Below are 20,624 nucleotides of genomic sequence, written 5' to 3' on the forward strand. Positions count from 1 at the left end.
GCGCCGGTCCGCGGCCGGGCCGTTCGTTTTCCATGCGGTACCGGCCGCGGCCCCGAGCCTGGGGCCGGTACGGCCGGAACGATTGGTTCCGACACGGGGGAAGCTGACATGGTTTCGATCACCGCCACATCCAGGGCACTGCCCGGTGCCGCGGCGCTCGCGGAGGCGGTCGGCCGCTTCCTGGCGGCGGAGGCGGGGGAGGTGTTCTGTTACTGGAACTACGCCTCGTCGAAGGATCCGCTGCTGGAGGTGTTGCGGGGCACCGGCAGCCGGCTGTGGGACCGGGAGGGCGAGGTGCGGACCGTACTGCCGCGCGGCGCCCGTGGCGTTCCGGACATCGCCGAGCACATCACCTGGCAGCAGGACCACGGTGTCCAGGTGCGCTACAGCTCCCGGCTGCCGCCGGGCGCGATGGTGCTCACCGAGGCGGGGTCGGTCCTGACCACCGGCCTGCGGCCCGGTTCCACGTACGTGGTGGTCCAGGACGCCCGTGTGCGGCCGGCGTTCAGCGCCCTGGCGCAGCTGCTCTGGCAGCGCGCGGAGGTCCCGCCGGACCAGCGCAAGGACGTGCCCAGCGAGGCCGAGCGGCAGATGCTCCGGATGCTCATGCAGGGGCTGACGGACAGCGCGGTGGCCCGGCAGCTGGGCATGTCGGACCGGACCGTGCGCCGGGTGGTGGCCCAGCTGATGGAGCGGCTGGGCGCGCAGAGCCGTTTCGAGGCCGGAGTCAGGGCGGTCGAACGCGGCTGGATCTGAGCGGTGCCCGTACCGGCCCTCCGGACCGGTACGGGCCTCTTCAGGCCGCGTCGATAGGCCAAGCCTATGGAGATGATCGGTTTCATATCTTGGCTCTTTGGACCCGTCCGGTTCTAACGTCGTGTTCATGGCATTGACAACGCGGACGGACCGGCGGCCGTCCATGGCGTCCACTTTCTGGCAATCGACCGTCGGCAAGAAGATCGTCATGGGCGTGACCGGTCTCATCATGATCGGTTACCTGGTCGTCCACATGGTCGCGAACGCCAAGATCTTCTTCGGCCCGGAGGAGTTCAACGCCTACGGGCACTGGCTCCGCGTCATGGGAGCACCGGTGCTGCACCATGAGTGGGGTCTGTGGGGCGCCCGTGTCATCCTTCTGACCTCGGTGATCCTGCACGGTGTGTCCGCTTACCAGCTGAGCCGTCGCGACATCAAGGCCCGACCGGAAAAGTACGTCCACTCCAAGCCACGGATGAGCTACGCGACCCGGACCATGCGCTGGGGCGGGGTGATCCTGGGCCTGTTCATCGTCTGGCACGTCCTGGACCTCACCACCGGCACCGTGCACAGCGGCGGATTCCAGGAGGGCCATCCGTACCAGAACGTGGTGGACACCTTCTCCACCTGGTACGGGAACGTCATCTACATCGTGGCGATGCTGGCCATGGGCATGCATGTGCGGCATGGCTTCTGGAGCGCCGCGCAGACCCTCGGCGCGGGCAACCGCACCCGCGACCGTGCCTTCAAGGCCCTCGCGAACGGCCTGGCGATCGTCCTCACCGTCGGGTTCATCTCCGTACCCGTCGGTGTCATGACCGGAGTGGTGAGCTGACCCATGACCTCGTACAGCGAATACACCGAGTACACCGTCGGAGAGCCGATCAAGGACGAGCAGGCCCCCTCCGGGCCGGTCCACGAGCGCTGGGACACCCGGCGCTTCCAGGCCAAGCTGGTCAACCCCGCCAACCGCCGCAAGCACTCCATCATCGTGGTGGGCACCGGCCTGGCCGGTGGCGCCGCCGGCGCCACCCTGGCCGAGCAGGGCTACCACGTGATCCAGTTCTGCTACCAGGACTCACCGCGCCGGGCCCACTCCATCGCCGCCCAGGGCGGGATCAACGCCGCGAAGAACTACCGCAACGACGGCGACTCGATCCACCGGCTGTTCTACGACACCGTCAAGGGCGGCGACTTCCGCGCCCGCGAGTCCAATGTCCACCGCCTGGCGCAGATCTCGGTGGAGATCATCGACCAGTGCGTGGCCCAGGGCGTGCCCTTCGCCCGGGAGTACGGCGGTCTGCTGGACACCCGCTCCTTCGGCGGTGTGCAGGTCTCCCGCACCTTCTACGCCCGCGGCCAGACGGGTCAGCAGCTGCTGCTCGGCGCCTACCAGGCGCTGTCCCGCCAGATCGCGGCGGGCGGGGTGGAGATGCACGCCCGCACCGAGATGCTCGACCTGATCGTGATCGACGGCCGGGCCCGCGGGATCGTCGCCCGCGACCTGGTGACCGGCAAGATCTCCACGTACTTCGCCGACGCGGTGGTGCTGGCCAGCGGCGGGTACGGCAACGTCTTCTACCTGTCGACGAACGCCATGAACTCCAACGCGACCGCCATCTGGCGGGCGCACCGGCGCGGCGCGTACTTCGCCAACCCCTGCTTCACCCAGATCCACCCGACCTGCATCCCGCGCTCCGGGGACCACCAGTCCAAGCTGACCCTGATGAGCGAGTCGCTGCGCAACGACGGGCGGATCTGGGTGCCCAAGGCCAAGGGCGACACCCGGCCGCCGGCCGAGATCCCCGAGGACGAGCGCGACTACTACCTCGAGCGGATCTACCCCTCGTTCGGCAACCTGGTGCCGCGCGACATCGCCTCCCGCGCCGCGAAGAACGTGTGCGACGAGGGACGCGGGGTCGGCCCCGGCGGTCAGGGCGTCTACCTGGACTTCGCCGACGCCATCGCCCGGATGGGCCGCAAGGCGGTCGAGGAGAAGTACGGCAACCTCTTCGACATGTACGAGCGGATCACGGCGGAGAACCCGTACGAGGTCCCGATGCGCATCTACCCCGCGATCCACTACACGATGGGCGGGCTGTGGGTCGACTACGACCTGCAGACCACCGTGCCGGGGCTGTTCGCGATCGGCGAGGCCAACTTCTCCGACCACGGCGCCAACCGGCTCGGCGCCTCCGCGCTGATGCAGGGCCTGGCCGACGGCTACTTCGTCCTGCCGGCGACGATCAACGACTACCTGGCCCGCAACCCGCACAAGGACGAGGTCGACGCCTCGCACCCGGCGGCCGTGGAGGCGGTGCGGGAGACCGAGGACCGGCTGGCCAGGCTGCTGGCCGTGGACGGCGACCGCACCCCCGACTCCTTCCACCGCGAGATCGGCGAGCTGGTGTGGGAGTTCTGCGGCATGGCCCGCACCGACGAGGGGCTGCGCAAGGCGCTGGACCGCATCCCGCAGATCCGCGAGGAGTTCTGGCGGCGCATCAAGGTGCCGGGGACCGGCGAGGAGTTCAACCAGTCGCTGGAGAAGGCCAACCGGATCGTGGACTACCTGGAGCTGGCCGAGCTGATGTGCCTGGACGCCCTGCACCGGGCCGAGTCCTGCGGCGGCCACTTCCGCGAGGAGTCCCAGACCCCCGACGGTGAGGCCGCCCGCAAGGACGAGGAGTTCTCCTACGCCGCGGCCTGGGAGTTCACCGGCACCGGCGCCGCCCCCGTGCTCCACAAGGAGCAGCTGACCTTCGAGTACGTCCACCCCACTCAGCGGAGCTACGCATGAAGCTCACCCTGCGCGTCTGGCGCCAGAAGAACGCGGACACCCCCGGTGCCATGGCCACCTACGAGCTCGACGGCGTCTCCCAGGACATGTCCTTCCTGGAGATGCTCGACATCCTCAACGAGGAACTCATCGTCAAGGGCGAGGAGCCGGTGGCCTTCGACCACGACTGCCGCGAGGGCATCTGCGGTGCGTGCAGCCTGGTGATCAACGGTGATGCCCACGGTCCGGAGCGCACCACCACCTGCCAGCTCCACATGCGGTCCTTCAAGGACGGCGACACCATCGACATCGAACCCTGGCGGGCCTCCGCCTTCCCGGTCATCAAGGACCTGGTGGTGGACCGCTCCGCGTTCGACCGGGTGATCCAGGCCGGTGGCTACATCACCGCCCCCACCGGGTCCGCGCCGGAGGCACACGCCACCCCGGTGCCCAAGGCGGACGCGGACTACGCGTTCGAGCACGCCGAGTGCATCGGCTGCGGCGCCTGCGTGGCGGCCTGCCCCAACGGCGCGGCGATGCTGTTCACCTCGGCCAAGGTCAACCACCTCAATGTACTGCCCCAGGGCTCTCCCGAGCGGGAGACCCGGGTGCTGGACATGGTGTCCCAGATGGACGCCGAGGGCTTCGGCGGCTGCACCCTCACCGGTGAGTGCGCCACAGCCTGCCCCAAGGGCATCCCGCTGTTCTCCATCACGTCGATGAACAAGGAGTGGCTGCGGGCGACCCGCAAGGTCAAGCGCTGACCCGCTCCCCCTGGAACGGCACCCCTCACCAACGCTCCGTGGACGGGGTGTCCCGGCGGCGGAGGTCCCCGGACGCTGACCTCCGCCGCCGCCCGGCGATCCGAGCCGATGGCCCCGGGCCATCGGCTCGTCGTCATCGCGGGGCGGCAGGGCGCGATGGTGCCGCGGTGCGCTCGCGGGTCCGGTCCGCGCCGACCCGCCCGCTGGGCCCAGCCGGTGGTGCCGATGGCCTGGGTGGGACCGGAAGCCATTCCGGGTCCGCAGCAAGATCACGAAATCGGACTGAGGTATCAGGAGTGATCGAACAGAGTTACTACGCTCTGTGGTGCTTCCCGGCCGAAGAAAATCTCCAGGTTCCGCGCCGAGCGGCCGGCGGCGTCGCTACTACGCGGGAACAGCCGCTCTTCGTAGGCGGTCAGCGCGACCTCGGTGTCACGTTCCTCGACCAGCTTGCTCGCCAGGTCCGCGCCGTCGTACATGGCGAGGTTCGCTCCCTCGCCGGCGAAGGGCGACATCAGATGCGCGGCGTCGCCGACGAGCGTCACGCCGGGCACCCTGTCCCATGTGAGCCCGACGGGAAGGACATAGATGGGTCGGAGCCACGGTTCCGCGTCACTCTGTGTTACGAATGTGGTGAGCAGCGGCGACCAGCCATCGAACTCATCGGCAAGTTGACGGAGGCCCGCGGACGGGTCGCCGAAGTCGATCGACCTCATCCACTCCTCGGGCTTGTTCAATGCCACGTATCCGCGCACGTGCCCGTCGGCGTAGCGATGGGCGATGATGCCTTTGCCCGGCGCGACCGCCATCAGCGTGCCACTGCCGATCGCTGCCACGCTCGCCCGACAGTCCTGGCCGCCTGAGGCGAGAGCGATATCGATGAAGCAGGTCCCGCTGTACAGCGGCTCGGCAGGGGTGAGCAGCGGACGTACCTTCGACCAGGCACCGTCCGCCCCGATGACGATGTCGGCGCGCGTGGTGGAACCTTCCGCGAAGGTGAGGTCGTAGCCGCCCTCTGCACGGTGCCGGATCGAGGCGAGCTTGTGACCCCACCTGATCGTCCCGGGCGCCAGCGAGTCGATGAGCAGGCGCCTGAGTTCGCCCCGGTCCACCTCAGGACGCGCCGAACCGGGGTCCGCAGGCAGGTCGAACAGAATCGTGCCGTGGCGGTCGACCACACGCTTGGCGTCCTCGCCCGGGCGGACCAGAGTGAGGAACTCGTCATGGAGACCGGCTGCGCGAAGCGCGGCCTGGCCGGTCTCTTCGTGGATGTCGAGCAGGCCGCCTTGCGTACGGGTCGTCGCCGAAACCTCACCCTCGTAGATCGTCGCGGCGACGCCGTGAGCCTGAAGCACCCGGGCGAGCGTCAGCCCGCCCAGTCCCGCTCCGACCATGGCGATGGTCTTCTGCACGCTGCGCTCCTCTGTTGCGCCGGCACGCGCCGGCGATGGTCAGCGCCGAAAGCGGACGGGGTGCCCGATCTCGGCAAGGAGACGCTCACCGATCAGAACCATCTGCATCGATGTATGTGCGATGTCCGGCGGGTGGACCCGCGGAACATCGTTTTTCGCGACCCTGGGACTATAACGCGCATCCGCCTCGCGGCGACCGGGGCCGTCCACGCCGCGACGCACCCCGCCCGCCACGTTCATCCTCGCCAACCGCCCCGACCGGCTGAACTGGGACGGTCTCCATGAGACCGCCCCTGACCAGGCCACGGCCCGCTACACTCCAGCCGCCCAGCGAACCTCGCAGGTCAGACAGCGAAATCCTGCTGGAGTACGAGGCGCGGACACGGCTCAGGCAGGCGCTGTCGACGCGGTCTGGATGTTGTCGACAGGGCCTGGGGCGCGGTTCAAGACCCGGGCCACTCTTGTCAGGCGCCGGCGCCGCCGTCGACCGGCAGGATCGCGCCGGTCACGTACGAGGCGCGGTCGCTGAGCAGCCACGCGGCCGCCTCGGCGATCTGCCGGGGCTCGGCCATCCGACCGAGCGGGATCGACTTGGTCATCTGCTCGACGATGCCGGGAGTCGCCGCCTCCCAGGTGTCGATCATCTCGGTGGAGGTGCCGCCGGGGGTGATGGCGTTGACCCGGATACGGTCACCGGCCCAGTTCACCGCGGCGGTCTCGGTGAGGCTGTTGAGCGCGCGCTTCATGGCGCCGTAGGCGGGCAGGGCGGGGTTCGCGCGGCGGCTGCCGATGCTGGAGGTGTTGACGATCGCCCCGCCGCCGTTCTTCCGCATGAGAGCGGCCTGGGCGTTCATGGCGGTCCAGTGCGCGCGGAAGTTCACGGCGAACTGCTCGTCGATGTCCTCGTCGCTGGTGGTCTCGACCGGGCCGAACTGCCGCTGGGGAACCGCGCCGTTGTTGAAGGCGCCATCCAGCCGTCCGTGCAGCTTTTCGACGTGGTCAACAGCGGCGCGGACGCTCGCGGGGTCGGCGAGGTCCAAGGGGACGGCGCCGGCGACGCCGCCGTCGGCGCGGATCTCCGTCACGATGCGGTCGAGGGCGTCGGTGCTGCGGGCGGCGAGCACGACGGCGGCGCCCTCGGAGGCGAAGAGCCGGGCCGCGGCCGCTCCGATGCCGCGGCTGGCGCCCGTGATGAAGATGATCTTGCCGGTGAGCAGGCCGATGGGTGCGCTGTCGGTGGTGTTCGTGCTGTTCGTCATGGCAACAGCGTCCGGCCGGCTGCCGGCCGGATACAGGCACAGGCTGTACCAGGATCCGCCGCCGGGCTGCGCGCACACTTGCCGTATGGACAAGCAGGAGCTCGGGGCATTCCTCCGTAGCCGCCGCGAGCGGCTCCGCCCCCAGGACGTCGGCCTCCCCTCCGGCCCGCGACGCCGCACACCAGGTCTGCGCCGCGAGGAAGTAGCGGTCCTCGCACACATCTCCACCGAGTACTACATCCGCCTCGAACAGGGCAGGGCGCCACGCCCCTCGGGCGACGTCCTGTCCGCGATCGCCGGCGCGCTGCGGCTCACCGACGCCGAGTCCGACCACCTCCACGTCCTCGCGGGCACCGCGCCGAACCGCACCGGACTGCACCGGCGCGACGTCCGCCCGAGCATCCTCGCGCTCCTGGAACGACTGCCGCAAACGGCCGGCTTCGTGATGTCCGCCGCGTTCGAGGTCCTCGCATGGAACGACCTCGCGGCCGCGCTCATGGAGGACTTCGCCCCGCTCGCCCCCGAGGACCGCAACCTCGCGCGCCGGGCCTTCCCCGGGCCGCAGCGCGCCGATGCGAGGCTCTACGGGCTCTCCGACGCCGCCGAGTTCCGGCTGGGCGTCGTGATGCAGCTCCGCGCCACCCTCGCCCGCTACCCCACCGATCCCGCGGTGACCGGACTCGTCGGCGAACTCCGCGATGCCAGCCCCGACTTCGCCCGCCTCTGGGAACGGCACGACGTACAGAGCACGCCGATGCTCACGAAGACCTTCCGCCACCCAGCCGTCGGGGAGATCACCGTCGACTGCGACACCCTCACTCTCACCGACCGAGACCAGTACCTCGTGCTCTACACCGCGCCGCCGGGATCTCCCAGCGCCGAGGCCCTGGCCCTGCTGAACGTCCTGGGAGCACAGGCCAGTCACTACACGCCTTAGCGCCACAGCCGGCCACCGCGAACACCATCGCCGACTGCGCGACATTCCAGAAGTGTCCGAGCGGAACGTCCCTCCGGCCGACCGGATCACCTCACCCAGCGCGACCGGGTGCCCCCTCGACGCACCCCGGGTGACCCCCTCCGCCCGACCCGGTCGCCCCGCTCACCGCGTCCGGGTGGCCACCACCAGTCGGCAGCGAGGGCTGCCGTCCGCCCGTCGGCCGAGTTCCTCCAGTGCCCGCAGCTCGACCTCGAACCCGGCCCGGATCAGCTCTTCGCGCACCTCCGCGAGCCGGAAGGTCCGGTAGTACATCACGAAGCGCGGACGCCACAGCGCGTTGCGCACCCGCATGGCGGTGTCGAAGGCCAGCAGCGACCAGTAGTGCCGGGACCCCGGCCGGGCCGGTGCCACGATCGGGAAGACGAACCGGCCACCCGGGCGGAGCACCGAGTGGACCTGGGCGAAGAGCCCCGGCCGCTCACGCGGTTCGAAGTGGCCGAACGCCCCGAAGCTGACCGCCAGGTCGAAAACCGGCCCGAACGGCAGCGCACGCGCGTCGGCACGCACCCAGTCCGTGCGCGGGGCGTCCGGTGCCGTCGGCGCGTGGGCCCGGCCCACGGCCAGCATGCCCGCGCTGAAGTCGACGCCGGTGATCGATTCCCGGCACACCTGCCGCAGCACGCCCATGCCCGCGCCGGTACCGCAGCAGACGTCGAGGCCGCTGCCGAAGGGCCCGAGCCGGCGCAGGGCGCCGGTCACGGACTCCAGCACCGGCTCCGGCGTCCGGTACGCGGTGCGGTCGAATTTCGGGGCCAGGAGATCGTAGCCGCGTTCGACCGAGGACAGCGCCTGGACGACGAGCTCACGGAAGGTGGGGCCCTGGGGTGCGAACATCGCGGTCAGCATAGAGCGGACCGGGGCAGGGAGGCCACGGCGCCGTCCGAAGCGGGCCGGGCCCTGCGCCCGGCCCCGCTCACTGCGCCCTCCTCGCCGCACCCCGCTCGCCGCGCCCCACCCACCGGACCCCACTCACCGCACCCCACTCACCGCGCACCGAAGCGCGGCGTCAGCCAGGACCGGGGTGTCCGCGCGGCGGGGACGCTGTGCTCGCAGCTTCGGGTCAGGCGGCCAGGTGCTTGCCGAAGAACGCGACGAGTTCGGCGACGGCGGGGGTGACGTATTCGTCCTTGTCGTACAGGTCGACATGGGTGGCGCCGTCGATGAGGACCAGTTCCTTGGGCTCGGCCGCCTTCTCGATCGCTTCCCTGCTGAAGTAGGCGGTCTCCGCCTCCGAACCGGCGATCATCAGCAGGGGGCGGGGCGAGATGAGCCGGATCATCGCGTACGAGTCGTACTGGGCGATCAGGTCGATGCTGCGCAGCACCCACCCCTGGTTCGCGCGGGGGTGGTGGCCGCGCGGGGTGCAGTAGAACTCGAACGTCTCCCGGAACTGCCGGGTGGCGGTCTCCAGCAGTTCCTCCGCATTGTCGGGAATCCACGCTTCCAGCCGCGGGGCCGCGCCGCGTGCTTCCGCGGTGCGCAGGGCACCGGCCTGGTCGAGCATGGCATCGAGGACCGCCGGGTCCTGTGTGCGGCCCAGTCCCTCACGGAACACCGACCCGAGGTCCACGGCGCTGACCGTGGCAACGCTCTTGACGCGGTGGTCGGTCTGCGCGGCGTAGGGAACGTAACCGCCGGACGCGCAGATGCCCAGCGCTCCGATACGGTCCGGGTCGATGTCGGGGCGGGTGGTGAGGTAGGTCACGGCGGACTTGATGTCCTCGGCCCGCTGGAAGGGGTTCTCCAGACCCCGTGGCTCGCCCTCGCTCTCGCCCTGGTAGGCGGCGTCGAAGACGAGCGCGGCGAACCCGGCGCCGGCCAGCCGCTCGGCGTAGATGCTCGGGCTCTGTTCCTTCACCCCGCCTCCGGGGTGGGAGATGACAACGGCCGGCCACCGGCCGCCGGGGCCATCGGGGGTGAAGAGGATTCCGGCGATGGCGAGGTGGTTGCTGGGGAAGGTGACGTTGGCCTTCACGGTGCTGTGTCTCCTGGGTGCCGCGGGCGGGAAAGTGCCGTGACCGCGGACGCGACGGATCCCTCCGGCCGGGCCGTCCTCCTCGGGGCGGCCGGTCCGCCGGTCACGTGACCGACCCTCACACGCGGTAGGCGGACGGGTAAGGGGCGTCTGGTGTCCCCGGACAGCGCTGTCCTGGGACACGCCAGGCCCCCTCTCACGGGTCTCGCTATTTGTCAGACTTGTGGCCATGAGCAGCAGCGACGCGCACCACAGCGAACTGGGCGCCTTCCTCAAGGCGCGGCGCGGGGAGCTGACCCCGGCCGAGGTCGGGCTGCCCGGTTCGGCCGGCCGGCGCAGGGTCAAGGGTCTGCGCCGGGAGGAAGTGGCTTTGCTGGCGTCGATCAGCCCCGACTACTACACGCGCCTGGAGCAGGGCCGCCGCCAGGCTTCCGAACCGGTGCTGGACGCCCTTGCGCGCGTTCTCAGGCTCGACGACGGTGAGCGTGCCTACATGTTCGAACTGTCCGGTAGGGACGCCGCCCGGCCCCGTCGGCGCATACCGCAGAAGGTCCAGCCACAGCTGCGGCGCCTGCTGGACGACCTGTCCACCACGCCGGGCGTCGTCCTGGGCCGGCGCACCGACATCCTCGCCTGGAACCCTCTGGCCGCCGCCCTGTTCACCGACTTCGCGCGGATTCCGGAAGCGCGACGCAACTTCGTACGGCTGGTTTTCCGCGAACCGGCCGTCAGAGCGCTGTACCCGGACTGGGAGTGGGTGGCACAGACCAGCCTGGCGCAGCTGCGCATGGAGGCCGCCCGGGACCCGGACGACCCACGGCTGGCGGCGCTGGTGGGCGAGCTGTCGCTCCAGGACCCCGACTTCCGGCGGTGGTGGGGCGCCCACCGCGTCGCCGTCCAGGGCTCGGGTACGAAGGTCCTGCACCACCCGGTCGTCGGCCGGCTCACCCTCGACTGGTCCTTCCTCACCTGCGCCGACGACCCCGACCAGCAGCTCATCACCCTGACCGCCGAGCCCGGCACGGCCAGCCACGACCGGCTGCGCATCCTCGCGTCGTGGACCGCGCGATCCGCCGACGATCCCGCGGCGGACCGCTGACGCACGGTTCCCGGCGGGCGCCGTACGCGTGCGGGTCCCCGGCCTGTTCCGGGCCCGCGCACGGCGGGGTGCCCGCATCCGCCGCAGCGTCTCCTCCCGCACGCCGGCCTCGCGCCACGCGGTGGCGCGCCTCGCGCCACGCGGTGAGCCGGTCGACGGCCACGGCCGTTCAGCTGGGGCTCGCCGCGCCGTAGCGCAGCCCGTCGTGGAAGATCTCGGTGATGCGTACCGCATCGTCCTCCCACCCCTTCGCACGCATTCCGCAGATGCCGCCGAGAGCGCGCAGGAGGACACGTCCGCTGATGCCGCTGCGGATGGCACCGGCGGCGACGCCCGCGGAGAGCAGCTCATCCAGGGCGCGGGCCATCTCGGCGCGTGCGTCGTCGTAGATCGGAGAGTCCGTCGCCATGATGCTCTCCAGCGCTTCAGCCATGCCTTTGCCCACTGCCGAGTGCTCCACGAGCAGCAGGAGGAAGCGGCGCAGAGCCTCGTCCGGGGTGTACTGCGCGAGCAGTCGGGCGGGGGCCGCGCAGAGCTCGGCGACCTCCTGGCGGTACACCTCGGCGACGAGCGCTTCGCGCGTCTCGAAGTGGCGGTAGAGCGTACCGACGCCCGAAAGCGGCGGGGCACGCACCCCGCCGGCTCCGGTGTTCCACCGGGCCCCGCTCACGTCCCCGGAGCGGTAGGGTCTGCCACAGGAAGTGATGGACCCGGTGCACCGATCCGCAGGGCGCCGCCGTACTGCCCGCGCCCTCGTCCGCTCGAGCGTCCGATCGGTGTACCCACCGCGCCCGTCATCCACGTCACACGATCGTATCCGGTATGACCGACGACATGCTCACCGACGACATCTTCCTCGACCAGGTCGCTGAACGGCTCGCCGCCCTGCCCGCCGTGCGCGCCGTCACCCTGGGCGGCTCACGCGCGCAAGGCACCCACACCCCGGAGAGCGACTGGGACCTGGCCCTGTACTACCGGGGCGGTTTCGACCCGGCCGAGCTGCGGGCCGTCGGATGGGAGGGCGAGGTCTCCGACATCGGCGGCTGGGGCGGCGGAGTCTTCAACGGGGGCGCCTGGCTGACCATCGACGGGCGGCGCGTGGACGTGCACTATCGCGACCTCGACGTGGTGGAACACGAGCTCGCCGAGTCGCGGCAGGGCCGCTTCCACTGGGAACCGCTGATGTTCCACCTCGCGGGCATCCCCAGCTATCTGGTGGTGGCCGAACTCGCCCTCAACCAGGTGGTACGCGGCACCCTCCCCCGCCCCGGGTACCCGGAGGCGCTGCGTGAGAGCGCGCCCCCGATGTGGCGCGAGCGCGCGGCGGGAACGCTGCGGTACGCCTCGGCCGCGTACGTGGCACGCGGTCAGGCCACCGAGGTCGCGGGCGCGGTGGCCACCGCCGCCCTGCAGACGGCACACGCGGTGCTGGCGGCGCGCGGTGAGTGGGTCACCAACGAAAAGCGCCTCCTCCAGCGGGCGGGCCTGCGCGACGTCGATGCGATCGTGGCGGGACTGCGGCCGGAGCCCGCCGCCCTGGCCAGGGCGATCGCCGAGGCAGAAGCGCTGTTCGAAGCCGCGGGCTGACCTACGGCCCGGGGGCGGGACCCTACCCCGCCCCCGAGGGCCGTCGGGCGCGGAGCCGTCCTGCGCGGAGCCGTCCTGCGCCGAGCCATTCGGCGCCGAGCCGTCCTGCGCCGAGCCAGGCCATCCGGCCCGAAGCCGGGTCGTGCGGCGCGGATCCTGGCCATCCGGCCCGAAGCCGAGCCATCCAGCCCGAAGCCGGGCCATCCAGCGCGAAGCCGGATGGTCTCGTGGTGCTCCAACCGGCTCTCCGCCGACCCGGACCGGCCAAGGCGGCGCACCTCTCTCCCGTGCCCCCGCCGACTCCGCCGCCCGTCGGTGCAGGGCGAGTCCGGCAAGGGGACGACGGACGAGACCCTGGCGAGCATCCTGTTGCGTGTGAAGTTTCCCGGAGTTCCGGGCCGAATGGCCGCAGGGCGCGTGGGCCGGGACGGGGGCTGTGCGCCCGTCCCGTCAGCCGCGCCGGGTGAGGATGCTCAACGCGTTGGCCGCGACGATGGCGCCGATGCTCATCCCCTCCGGCCACCCCAGGTCCTGTCCCAGCCCGACCCATCCGACCAGCGCGGCGAGGACCGGATTGACGCTCATGAAGAGCCCGAACGCCTGGGCGGGCACCCGGCGCAGGGTGAACAGGTCCGCGAGGTAGGGCACGGCCGAGGAGAGCACACCCGCGGTGACGGCGTACGCCACGGCGCTCACCGTCGGTGGCTGCCGGATCGCGACGGCGACCCCGACCGGCAGGAACATCAGGGCGGAGAGCACCGCGGCCGCCGCCGACCCCTGGGCGCCGGGGACGCGTCGGCCCACGGTGCGGTTGAGCAGGATGTACGCCGCCCAGCACGCCGCGGCCAGCAGCCCCAGCCCCATGCCCAGGTAGTCGGCCGAGGGTCGCGGACGCATCAGGGCCACCACGGCGCCCGCCGCGACCAGCGCACAGCACGCGTCCACCCGGCGCCGTGAGGCGGCCAGCGCGACGCAGAGCGGGCCGAGGAACTCCAGCGTCACCGCCAGTCCGAGGCCGATGCGGTCGATGGCGCTGTAGAGGGACAGGTTCATGGTCCCGAACACCGCGGCCAGCCCCACCACCGGCCGCCACTGCCACCAGGTGAAGGACCGCGGCCGGGGCCTGCCGACGGCCAGCAGGACGATCGCGGCGACGTACTGGCGGATCGCGACGACCCCGACCGGACCGAGGACGGGGAAGGCGTGGGACCCGATCGCGGCGCCGGTCTGGTTGGACAGACCACTGCCGATCATCGTGGCCACACCGGCGAACCGCCGCCCGGTCGGCCCCGGGGCCGGGTCCGGTCCCGGCTCCGCCCCAAGGCCGGATACGGAGGCGGAGGCGGCTTCGGAGGTTGCTTCGGAGGCGGATTCGGATTCGGCGGCAGAGGCGGACGGGCTCGCCGGGATCCGGTCTGCGGTTCCGGTCGGTCGTGCGGAAGGGATACGTGGCGCGGAGGCGGCTCGCATGCGTCGATCGTGCGACCGGCCCCGGCATACGCAAAATGCGTTCGGCGTGCCGTCTATACGCTGGGCGTATGGATGTCAGAGGTACCGATGTGGAGCTTCGGCAGCTGCGCTGTCTCGTCGCGATCGTCGACGAGGGCACCTTCACCGACGCCGCCATCGCGCTCGGCGTCTCCCAGGCGGCCGTGTCCCGGACCCTGGCCTCGCTCGAACGCGCCCTGGGGGTAAGGCTGTTGCGGCGGACCTCCCGCCACGTGGCCCCGACGGGCACCGGGCTGCGCGTGGTGGCACACGCCCGGCGGGTGCTGGCCGAGGTGGACGGTCTGATCCGGGAGGCCACATCGGGCCACGCCCATCTGCGGATCGGCTACGCCTGGTCCGCGCTGGGCCGCCACACCCCGGCCTTCCAGCGCCGCTGGGCCCAGGCGCACCCCGAGACGGATCTGCACCTCGTCCGGGTCAACTCCGCCACCGCCGGGCTCGCGGAGGGCGCCTGCGACCTGGCCGTCGTCCGCAGACCGCTCGACGAGCGCCGCTTCGACTCCGCCATCGTCGGGCTGGAGAGGCGGCTGTGCGCCGTGGCCGCCGACGATCCCCTCGCCAGGCGCCGCTCGATCCGGCTGGCCGAGCTGAGCGGACGCACCCTGCTGGTGGACCGGCGGACCGGCACCACCACCGCGGAGCTGTGGCCGCCCGACTCCCGGCCGGCCACGGAGGAGACCCACGACGTCGAGGATTGGCTCACCGTCATCTCCGCGGGCCGCTGTGTCGGCATGACGGCGGAGGCCACCGCCAACCAGTACCCGAGGCCCGGGATCGCCTACCGGCCGGTCCGCGACGCGGAGCCGATCGCGGTACGCCTCGCCTGGTGGCGGGACGATCCGCACCCCGCCACCCAGACCGCGGTCGAACTGCTCACCACCCTCTACCGCAACGGCTGACCCGGCCCCTACCGGGACGGCCGACCCGCCGCCCCGGCGAGGACCGTTCCGATAGGGGCCGGTACGGATCGCATGGTCACCCTGGCTTGGTCACCTGACCTGGTCACCCTGGCCTTTTCGCTCTGATCCGGTCACCCTGGCCGTACGGACGACGAGGGCCCGTGGCCGCCCAGGAAGCGTATGTGGGGCCGGCCGTGGCCGTCGTCGTGGGTGATGTCCGCGCGCACCCCGTACACCTCGGCGACGAGATCCTCGGTGAGGACGTCCCGCGGGGTGCCGCAGGCCGCGACGCGGCCCTTCCGCAACACGATGAGCTGGTCGCAGTACATCGCCGCCAGGTTCAGATCGTGCAGGGCGATGACGGTGGTGACCGGCAGGTCCGCGACGAGCGAGAGGAGATCGAGCTGATGGCGGATGTCGAGATGGTTGGTCGGCTCGTCCAGCAGAAGTTCTCGCGGCTGCTGGGCCAGGGCGCGGGCGATCTGCGCACGCTGGCGTTCGCCACCGGAGAGCGTGTGCCAGAGCTGGTCGGCGCGGTCCATGAGCCCGGTGCGTTCCAGGGCGTGACGCACGGCCTCCTCGTCCGCGGCCGACGCGGCCGACCAGGCGCGGCGGTGCGGGATGCGGCCGAGGCGCACCACCTCGCCCACGGTCAGCTCCGACTGGGTGGCGGCGTTCTGCTCGACGACGGCGACGCGGCGGGCGATCGCCTTGCGGGGCAGGTCGTTCAGGGGGCGGCCGCCGAGGGTGACGACCCCCGAGGTGGGGGCGAGGACACCGGCCAGCAGTCGCAACAGGGTGGACTTGCCCGAGCCGTTGGGGCCGAGCAGCCCGACCAGCGATCCCTGCGGCGGGGTGACACTGACCCCGTCCACGATCAGGTGGCCGCCCGCGGTGCGGGTCACCCGCTCCGCCCGCAGACCCGAGTCCGTGGCGGTGGCCGTCTCCATGCCCCTGCCCGCGTCCGTATCCACGACCGCGTCCGTGTCCGTCTCCATGGCCGCGCTCGCGTCCGTCTCCATGGATGCGTCCGTGTCCGTCTCCATGGATGCGTCCGTGCCACCGATCATGACGTGGTCACCTTCCGGGAGCGGTAGAGGACCAGGAGGAACGCCGGTACACCGATCAGCGAGGTGACCACGCCCACCGGCACCTCCTGCGGGTCCAGTGCGGTGCGGGCCAGTGTGTCGACCCAGACCAGGAACACCGCACCGGTCAGCGCGGTCACCGGCAGCAGCCGGGCGTGGCCGGGGCCGACCAGGCCACGGGTGGCGTGCGGGAGCACCAGTCCGACGAAGCCGATCGCCCCTGCGGAGCTGACCAGCGCGGCGGTCAGCAGCGCGGTGACGGACAGCAGGATCAGACGGGTGCGGGCCACATGGACGCCGAGCGTGGCCGCCGCGTCCTGGCCGAACGCGAAGGCGTCCAGGGCGTGGGCGTGGGCCGCGCACACCAGCAGCACCACGGCGAGCACCGCCAGGCACACCCACACCTCGCTCCAGCCGACGTTGCCGAGCGATCCCAGCAGCCAGAACAGCACTCCACGGGTCTGCTCGGCGTCGGCGGCCGTCATCACGACGAACGAGGTCAGCGCGGAGAACAACTGCATCGCGGCCACCCCGGACAGCACCACCCGGTCCATGGTGCCGCCCAGCACCTGGCTGCCCAGCAGCACCAGGGCGAACGAGACCACCGCGCCCACGAACGCACCCGCCGACACGGTGACCGCCCCGCCACCGGCCCCCAGGACCACCACCGCGACCGCGCCGGTGGACGCCCCGGACGAGACCCCCAGCACGAAGGGGTCGGCGAGCGGGTTGCGCAGCAACGACTGCATCACCGCACCGCACACCGCGAGTCCGGCTCCGCACACGGCGGCGAGCAGGGTCCGTGGCAGGCGCAGTTGCCAGACGATCCCGTCCCGGATGGGCGTCAGGCCCGAGCTGCCCAGGCCCAGATGAGCCCCCACCACGGCCCATACGTCGGCGACACCGATATCGGCCGGGCCGATCGTGATGGCGAGGGCCACGGACACCAGCAGCGCGGCGACTCCGGCGGCGCACAGTGCCGCGAAGCGCAGCCGACGTCCGCGCCCCGCCTGCCGCGTTTGCGGTGCCCGCCCCTCGGCGGCGGCCTGGTGCGTCACCGGTCGAGGCCGAACGTGCGCAGGACGGCGGCCACCTTCTCGATGCCCTCGACGGTGCGGATCGACGGATTCATGGCCTGCCCGCTGAGCAGGACGTACCGCTTGTGGCGGACCGCGTTCATCGACCGGGTCACCGGGTTGGACTCCAGGAACCGGATCTTCTGCGCGGCGTTCTCGGCCGACTGCTGCTTGCGCGTGAGGTCACCGAGCACCAGCACATCGGGGTCGCGGTCGGCGACCGTCTCCCAGTTGATCTGGGGCCACTCCTCATGGGTGTCGTCGAAGACGTTCTTGGCGCCGACGGCCTCGGTGATGATGCCCGGGGCGCCGCAACAGCCCGCCAGGTACGGGGATTCGGAGTTGGCGAACCAGTAGAGCAGGGTGGCACCGGAGGCGTGGACGCCCCGGGTCGCGTCCCTCACCCGGGTCTTGAGCGCGTCGATGAGCTTCTCGCCCCGCTCGGCCACACCGAAGACCGTCGCCAGGTCCCGGACCTCGCCGTGGATGTCGTCCATGGTCAGCCGGTCGGTGCGGGCTCCGTCGCCGTCGCCGCCGTTGTCCTTTGTACAGTCGGCCGGGGAGACGTAGGTGGGCACGCCGAGCTTGTCGAACTGCCCACGGGTGGCCACCCCGCCCTTGCCCAGGGTGGACTCGAACGACGCGGACACGAAGTCCGGCTCCTGGTCCAGCACCTTCTCGAAGGAGGGGGCGTTGTCGGCCAGCCTGGGCACGGTGGCGGCCGCCTTCCGCAGGCTCTTCGGCACCGGATCGGTCCAGGTGGCGGTACCGGCCATCCGGTCGGCGAGGCCGAGCGAGAGCAGGATCTCCGTCGATCCCTGGTTCAGCGACACCGCCCGCTTCGGCGAGGCCGTGACGCGCACCTTCTGGCCGCAGTTGTCCAGCGTGCGCGGATATCCGGCGGCGCCCTTCGACGGCGACGCGGCCGGTGACGGACCGCCGCCACAGCCGGTGGCCAGCAGCAGGCCGCCGGCCAGGAGGAGTGCGGTGATACGGGCGGGACGTGCTGGGGGCACAGGTTTCCTCTGCGGGGCGGGGCTCGGACGGGGTCCGCGGCGGTGGGTGGCGGGGCGGCGGGCGCTCTCGGCCCGGCACGGTGGCGTACGGCCTCGTCGCAGGCTGCGGCGGAGCGGCCGGTACGGCTGAGGCCGGGTCAGTGGCCGGAGCGGCCGAACGGACGGCCGGCGTCATGCGCCGAAACGTGGCTGCCCTCACCGGAGAAGAGCTGGGCCATGGCGGAACCTCCTGGGGAAACACGCGTCCCTGTCGTTGGTGCTCATACGACGGCGGCGGGTCTGACTCATCCGGTGGCGCTCCCACGTACGGGGCTTCCGCGTACGGGGCTTCCGCCGGACACACAGTGGCGCGACCGTGCCGGGTTCTCACCGGACTTCCGTCACGCCGTCGTTTTCCTCAGACCGTAACGCGCGGCGGCCGGTGTCCGCTACGGCGAGGTGGGCGCGGGCGCACCCCGTATGGGGGCGAATGAGACCAGGCGAGGAGGTGAAGTGGCATGTATCACTCCGGAAAGGCGGCGGCCCCGCTCCCACGATCGCGCAGGACGCCGGAACTCTTTCCTCCTCCGGGCCGACTACTGAACCGGGACGACCGGGACGACCGGGACGACCGCGACGAGCGCGAGGGACAGGAGCCGGACATTGGAACGCAGACACTTCCTCCGCCGGACGACGGCGGCGGGCGCGACGGCTCTGGCCGCCGGGACGCTGACGGCCACGGCCGTCAACACCGGGACGGCCACCGCCATGACCACCGGGAAGACGACGGCCGCGCCACGGCGGACCGGGCCGCTGCGCGTCGACATCGTGATGTTCGACGGAGTGGAGGAGCTGGACTGCATCGCTCCCTATGAGGTCTTCTCCACGTCCGCCATGCACAGTGCGGGCGGGGTGCGGGTCCGTTACGTCACCACCGGGCGGCTCGGGGCGGTCCGCGCGGCGTACGGCACCGAGATCCGGGTGGCACACCGCTGGGCGCCGCAGGAAGCGGACGTGATCGTGGTGCCCGGCGGTGGGTACTCCCGCCGCGACGGCCCCGGAATCTGGGCGGAGATCGACAGCGGCGTCCTGCCACGGGCGCTCGCCGCCGCGCCGCGCAAGGGACTGACGGTCACTTCGCTCTGTACGGGGGCGCTGCTGCTGTCCGCCGCCGGTCTGACCAAGGGCCGTCCCTGCACCACGCACCACGGCGCGAAGGCCGATCTGGCGGCACAGGGCGGCATCGTCAAGAACGCCCGTGTCGTCGACGACGGGGACCTGGTCACCGCCGGGGGCATCTCCTCGGGCCTGGAGCTCGGCCTGTGGCTGGTCAGACGCGAACTCGGGGCGGACGCGGCGATCGGAGTGGAGGGCATGCTGGAGTACGAGGCGCGCGGCACGGTCTGGACGGCGTCCTCGCCGTAGCCCAGGGCGGGCGGGTTCGTGCCGTTCACACGGCGGGGTCGCGTGCCGTTCACGCGGCGGGGCGGCACGCTGTTCACACGGCGAGGCGGCGTGGACGCCGAGTGAGCCGGGGGCGCGCCGGCGCGGCGCACCGCTTCCGGTGCTGCTGCTGCCCCGGTGGCCGCGCCCGCCGGGCATCGCGGGTTTGCTGTCGGGCCGAGTGGTAACGCGGAGGACATGAGCGAGAAGAAGAACGCACACACCACGACCCGGAATGCGAAGGCCACCGCCACGAAGGCCAAGGAGACGGCGGAAAAGGCCAAGGACACGGCGAACGACGCGGAAGCCAAGGCCAAGACCACGGCCAAGGCCACGGCGGCCAGCGCGGCGCACACCGCTCAGGCCGCCGCCGACAAGGCGCAGGTGGCCGCCGAGAAGGCCGTGGCAACCAGCCGTACCGTGGCGGCTCAGGCGCCCAAGAAGGCGGCCTCGGCGGCGGGTACGGTCTGGATGGCGGTGAAGGGGCGCAAGGTACTGACCGCCGCCGCCGGTGCGGGGGCCGCCGCCGCGGGCGCCACCGTGGTCGTCCTTCGGCAGCGCGCCGCCCGGCGCCGCCGCCCGCTGGCACGGCTGACCGGTGGCCGGCTCGGCGTCTGAGTCCGCCGCCGTACCCGGCCCCTCCCGCACCCACCGGCCACCGCCCGCACCGGGCCGGGAGCCGCGGCCACCATCGCACCGGGCCCCGGCTCGGCCAGCGACCACACCGCAGCCGCGGCCGGGTCCTCGATGTCTTCACCGGCCGCCGTGGTGAGCGCGCCCCGGGTCACCAGCACCAGACGCGAGGGGGCGAACCGCTCCCCGGCCAGCCAGGACCGTACGGCGTGGGCGGCGCGGACAGCCAACCCCGGGCGCCGCCCCGCCACCGGACACCGCCCCGGCCCCCGGTACCACCCGTGCCCGGACACCGTCCGCCACGGAACGACCGTCCCTCCCCGCACCACCCCGTCCTTGGCGACCACCCGCCACCG

19 protein-coding genes and 1 pseudogene are annotated in these 20,624 nt (G+C 71.8%); 10 read left to right on the forward strand and 10 right to left on the reverse strand.

The window, feature by feature from the left end; genetic code table 11:
* Positions 1-108: 108 nt before the first annotated feature.
* From AXW62_RS45045 to AXW62_RS07205, 4 genes are all read left to right on the forward strand, one after another.
* The gene (locus AXW62_RS45045; protein WP_060943751.1) at positions 109-756 is read left to right on the forward strand and encodes a helix-turn-helix transcriptional regulator; all 648 of its coding nucleotides are present in this window, start codon (positions 109-111) and stop codon (positions 754-756) included.
* A gap of 127 nt (positions 757-883) precedes the next feature.
* Positions 884-1,591, forward strand: coding sequence for a succinate dehydrogenase (locus AXW62_RS07195; protein WP_078961751.1), 708 nt, complete (start codon positions 884-886; stop codon positions 1,589-1,591).
* Positions 1,592-1,594: 3 nt separating this feature from the next.
* A complete protein-coding gene (locus tag AXW62_RS07200) occupies positions 1,595-3,553 on the forward strand; it encodes a fumarate reductase/succinate dehydrogenase flavoprotein subunit (RefSeq protein ID WP_060943752.1) in 1,959 nt (652 codons plus the stop codon).
* Entirely contained in the window at positions 3,550-4,296 is a 747-nt protein-coding gene (locus AXW62_RS07205) for a succinate dehydrogenase/fumarate reductase iron-sulfur subunit (RefSeq protein ID WP_060943753.1), read from the forward strand. The genes AXW62_RS07200 and AXW62_RS07205 overlap by 4 nt, the downstream gene beginning before the upstream one ends.
* 290 nt (positions 4,297-4,586) lie before the next feature.
* Here AXW62_RS07205 and AXW62_RS07210 read toward each other — a convergent pair whose 3' ends face one another.
* A complete protein-coding gene (locus tag AXW62_RS07210) occupies positions 4,587-5,708 on the reverse strand; it encodes an FAD-dependent oxidoreductase (protein ID WP_060943754.1) in 1,122 nt (373 codons plus the stop codon).
* Between the two features lie 464 nt (positions 5,709-6,172).
* Positions 6,173-6,967 (reverse strand): SDR family NAD(P)-dependent oxidoreductase, encoded by a 795-nt coding sequence (locus tag AXW62_RS07215; protein ID WP_060943766.1) that lies wholly within the window; start codon positions 6,965-6,967, stop codon positions 6,173-6,175.
* 85 nt (positions 6,968-7,052) lie between these two features.
* Here AXW62_RS07215 and AXW62_RS07220 point away from each other — a divergent pair, with 85 nt between their 5' ends.
* Positions 7,053-7,904 carry a helix-turn-helix transcriptional regulator gene (locus AXW62_RS07220; RefSeq protein ID WP_060943755.1) on the forward strand — a complete coding sequence of 284 codons (852 nt, stop codon included), beginning with the start codon at positions 7,053-7,055 and terminating at the stop codon, positions 7,902-7,904.
* A 162-nt stretch (positions 7,905-8,066) separates the two neighbouring features.
* Here the strand turns inward: AXW62_RS07220 and AXW62_RS07225 are convergent, their stop codons facing one another.
* Together AXW62_RS07225 and AXW62_RS07230 are read right to left on the reverse strand one after the other, a co-directional pair.
* Positions 8,067-8,798, reverse strand: a complete 732-nt coding sequence (locus AXW62_RS07225; protein ID WP_060943767.1) for a class I SAM-dependent methyltransferase — start codon at positions 8,796-8,798, stop codon at positions 8,067-8,069.
* Between the two features lie 226 nt (positions 8,799-9,024).
* Entirely contained in the window at positions 9,025-9,939 is a 915-nt protein-coding gene (locus AXW62_RS07230) for an alpha/beta hydrolase (protein ID WP_060943756.1), read from the reverse strand.
* A gap of 229 nt (positions 9,940-10,168) precedes the next feature.
* On the opposite strand from AXW62_RS07230, the gene AXW62_RS07235 reads away from it, so the two are divergent.
* Positions 10,169-11,038 carry a helix-turn-helix domain-containing protein gene (locus tag AXW62_RS07235; RefSeq protein WP_060943757.1) on the forward strand — a complete coding sequence of 290 codons (870 nt, stop codon included), beginning with the start codon at positions 10,169-10,171 and terminating at the stop codon, positions 11,036-11,038.
* Positions 11,039-11,207: 169 nt separating this feature from the next.
* Here AXW62_RS07235 and AXW62_RS07240 read toward each other — a convergent pair whose 3' ends face one another.
* On the reverse strand, positions 11,208-11,672 hold the full coding sequence (locus AXW62_RS07240) for a TetR/AcrR family transcriptional regulator (RefSeq protein ID WP_252368520.1): 465 nt from the start codon (positions 11,670-11,672) through the stop codon (positions 11,208-11,210).
* A gap of 188 nt (positions 11,673-11,860) precedes the next feature.
* On the opposite strand from AXW62_RS07240, the gene AXW62_RS07245 reads away from it, so the two are divergent.
* On the forward strand, positions 11,861-12,625 hold the full coding sequence (locus AXW62_RS07245; protein ID WP_060943759.1) for a nucleotidyltransferase domain-containing protein: 765 nt from the start codon (positions 11,861-11,863) through the stop codon (positions 12,623-12,625).
* Between the two features lie 450 nt (positions 12,626-13,075).
* Here AXW62_RS07245 and AXW62_RS07250 read toward each other — a convergent pair whose 3' ends face one another.
* A complete protein-coding gene (locus tag AXW62_RS07250) occupies positions 13,076-13,888 on the reverse strand; it encodes an EamA family transporter (protein ID WP_060943760.1) in 813 nt (270 codons plus the stop codon).
* A gap of 275 nt (positions 13,889-14,163) precedes the next feature.
* On the opposite strand from AXW62_RS07250, the gene AXW62_RS07255 reads away from it, so the two are divergent.
* Entirely contained in the window at positions 14,164-15,033 is an 870-nt protein-coding gene (locus tag AXW62_RS07255) for a LysR family transcriptional regulator (protein ID WP_060943761.1), read from the forward strand.
* A 131-nt stretch (positions 15,034-15,164) separates the two neighbouring features.
* Here AXW62_RS07255 and AXW62_RS07260 read toward each other — a convergent pair whose 3' ends face one another.
* The 3 genes from AXW62_RS07260 to AXW62_RS07270 form a co-directional block, all read right to left on the reverse strand.
* Complete coding sequence (locus tag AXW62_RS07260; protein ID WP_060943768.1) at positions 15,165-15,983, reverse strand: ABC transporter ATP-binding protein; 819 nt, start codon at positions 15,981-15,983, stop codon at positions 15,165-15,167.
* Positions 15,984-16,099: 116 nt separating this feature from the next.
* Positions 16,100-17,179 carry a FecCD family ABC transporter permease gene (locus AXW62_RS07265; RefSeq protein ID WP_060943762.1) on the reverse strand — a complete coding sequence of 360 codons (1,080 nt, stop codon included), beginning with the start codon at positions 17,177-17,179 and terminating at the stop codon, positions 16,100-16,102.
* Entirely contained in the window at positions 17,176-18,213 is a 1,038-nt protein-coding gene (locus AXW62_RS07270; protein ID WP_060943763.1) for an ABC transporter substrate-binding protein, read from the reverse strand. Before AXW62_RS07270 ends, AXW62_RS07265 begins: the two co-directional genes overlap by 4 nt.
* 642 nt (positions 18,214-18,855) lie before the next feature.
* On the opposite strand from AXW62_RS07270, the gene AXW62_RS07275 reads away from it, so the two are divergent.
* Both AXW62_RS07275 and AXW62_RS43800 read left to right on the forward strand, forming a co-directional pair.
* Positions 18,856-19,617: a DJ-1/PfpI family protein gene (locus tag AXW62_RS07275; RefSeq protein ID WP_060943764.1), complete on the forward strand. Its 762-nt coding sequence runs from the start codon at positions 18,856-18,858 to the stop codon at positions 19,615-19,617.
* Positions 19,618-19,833: 216 nt separating this feature from the next.
* Positions 19,834-20,253, forward strand: a complete 420-nt coding sequence (locus AXW62_RS43800) for a hypothetical protein (RefSeq protein ID WP_060943765.1) — start codon at positions 19,834-19,836, stop codon at positions 20,251-20,253.
* A gap of 107 nt (positions 20,254-20,360) precedes the next feature.
* On the opposite strand, the pseudogene AXW62_RS47540 reads toward AXW62_RS43800, so the two are convergent.
* Positions 20,361-20,615 (reverse strand): annotated as a pseudogene (locus AXW62_RS47540) (SpnB-like Rossmann fold domain-containing protein); the annotation flags it as partial.
* Between the last annotated feature and the right edge of the window lie 9 nt (positions 20,616-20,624).

The organism is Streptomyces hygroscopicus subsp. hygroscopicus (assembly GCF_001553455.1).
In the GTDB taxonomy this organism is placed as follows: domain Bacteria; phylum Actinomycetota; class Actinomycetes; order Streptomycetales; family Streptomycetaceae; genus Streptomyces; species Streptomyces hygroscopicus.

Coding starts and splice junctions, on each gene's coding strand:
- AXW62_RS07225 (WP_060943767.1), bottom strand. CDS start 8,798: ATGTTCGCACCCCAGGGCCCCACCTTCCGTGAGCTCGTCGTCCAGGCG.
- AXW62_RS07245 (WP_060943759.1), top strand. CDS start 11,861: ATGACCGACGACATGCTCACCGACGACATCTTCCTCGACCAGGTCGCT.
- AXW62_RS07200 (WP_060943752.1), top strand. CDS start 1,595: ATGACCTCGTACAGCGAATACACCGAGTACACCGTCGGAGAGCCGATC.
- AXW62_RS45045 (WP_060943751.1), top strand. CDS start 109: ATGGTTTCGATCACCGCCACATCCAGGGCACTGCCCGGTGCCGCGGCG.
- AXW62_RS07220 (WP_060943755.1), top strand. CDS start 7,053: ATGGACAAGCAGGAGCTCGGGGCATTCCTCCGTAGCCGCCGCGAGCGG.
- AXW62_RS07260 (WP_060943768.1), bottom strand. CDS start 15,983: ATGGAGACGGCCACCGCCACGGACTCGGGTCTGCGGGCGGAGCGGGTG.
- AXW62_RS07235 (WP_060943757.1), top strand. CDS start 10,169: ATGAGCAGCAGCGACGCGCACCACAGCGAACTGGGCGCCTTCCTCAAG.
- AXW62_RS07195 (WP_078961751.1), top strand. CDS start 884: ATGGCATTGACAACGCGGACGGACCGGCGGCCGTCCATGGCGTCCACT.
- AXW62_RS07255 (WP_060943761.1), top strand. CDS start 14,164: ATGGATGTCAGAGGTACCGATGTGGAGCTTCGGCAGCTGCGCTGTCTC.
- AXW62_RS43800 (WP_060943765.1), top strand. CDS start 19,834: ATGAGCGAGAAGAAGAACGCACACACCACGACCCGGAATGCGAAGGCC.
- AXW62_RS07215 (WP_060943766.1), bottom strand. CDS start 6,967: ATGACGAACAGCACGAACACCACCGACAGCGCACCCATCGGCCTGCTC.
- AXW62_RS07205 (WP_060943753.1), top strand. CDS start 3,550: ATGAAGCTCACCCTGCGCGTCTGGCGCCAGAAGAACGCGGACACCCCC.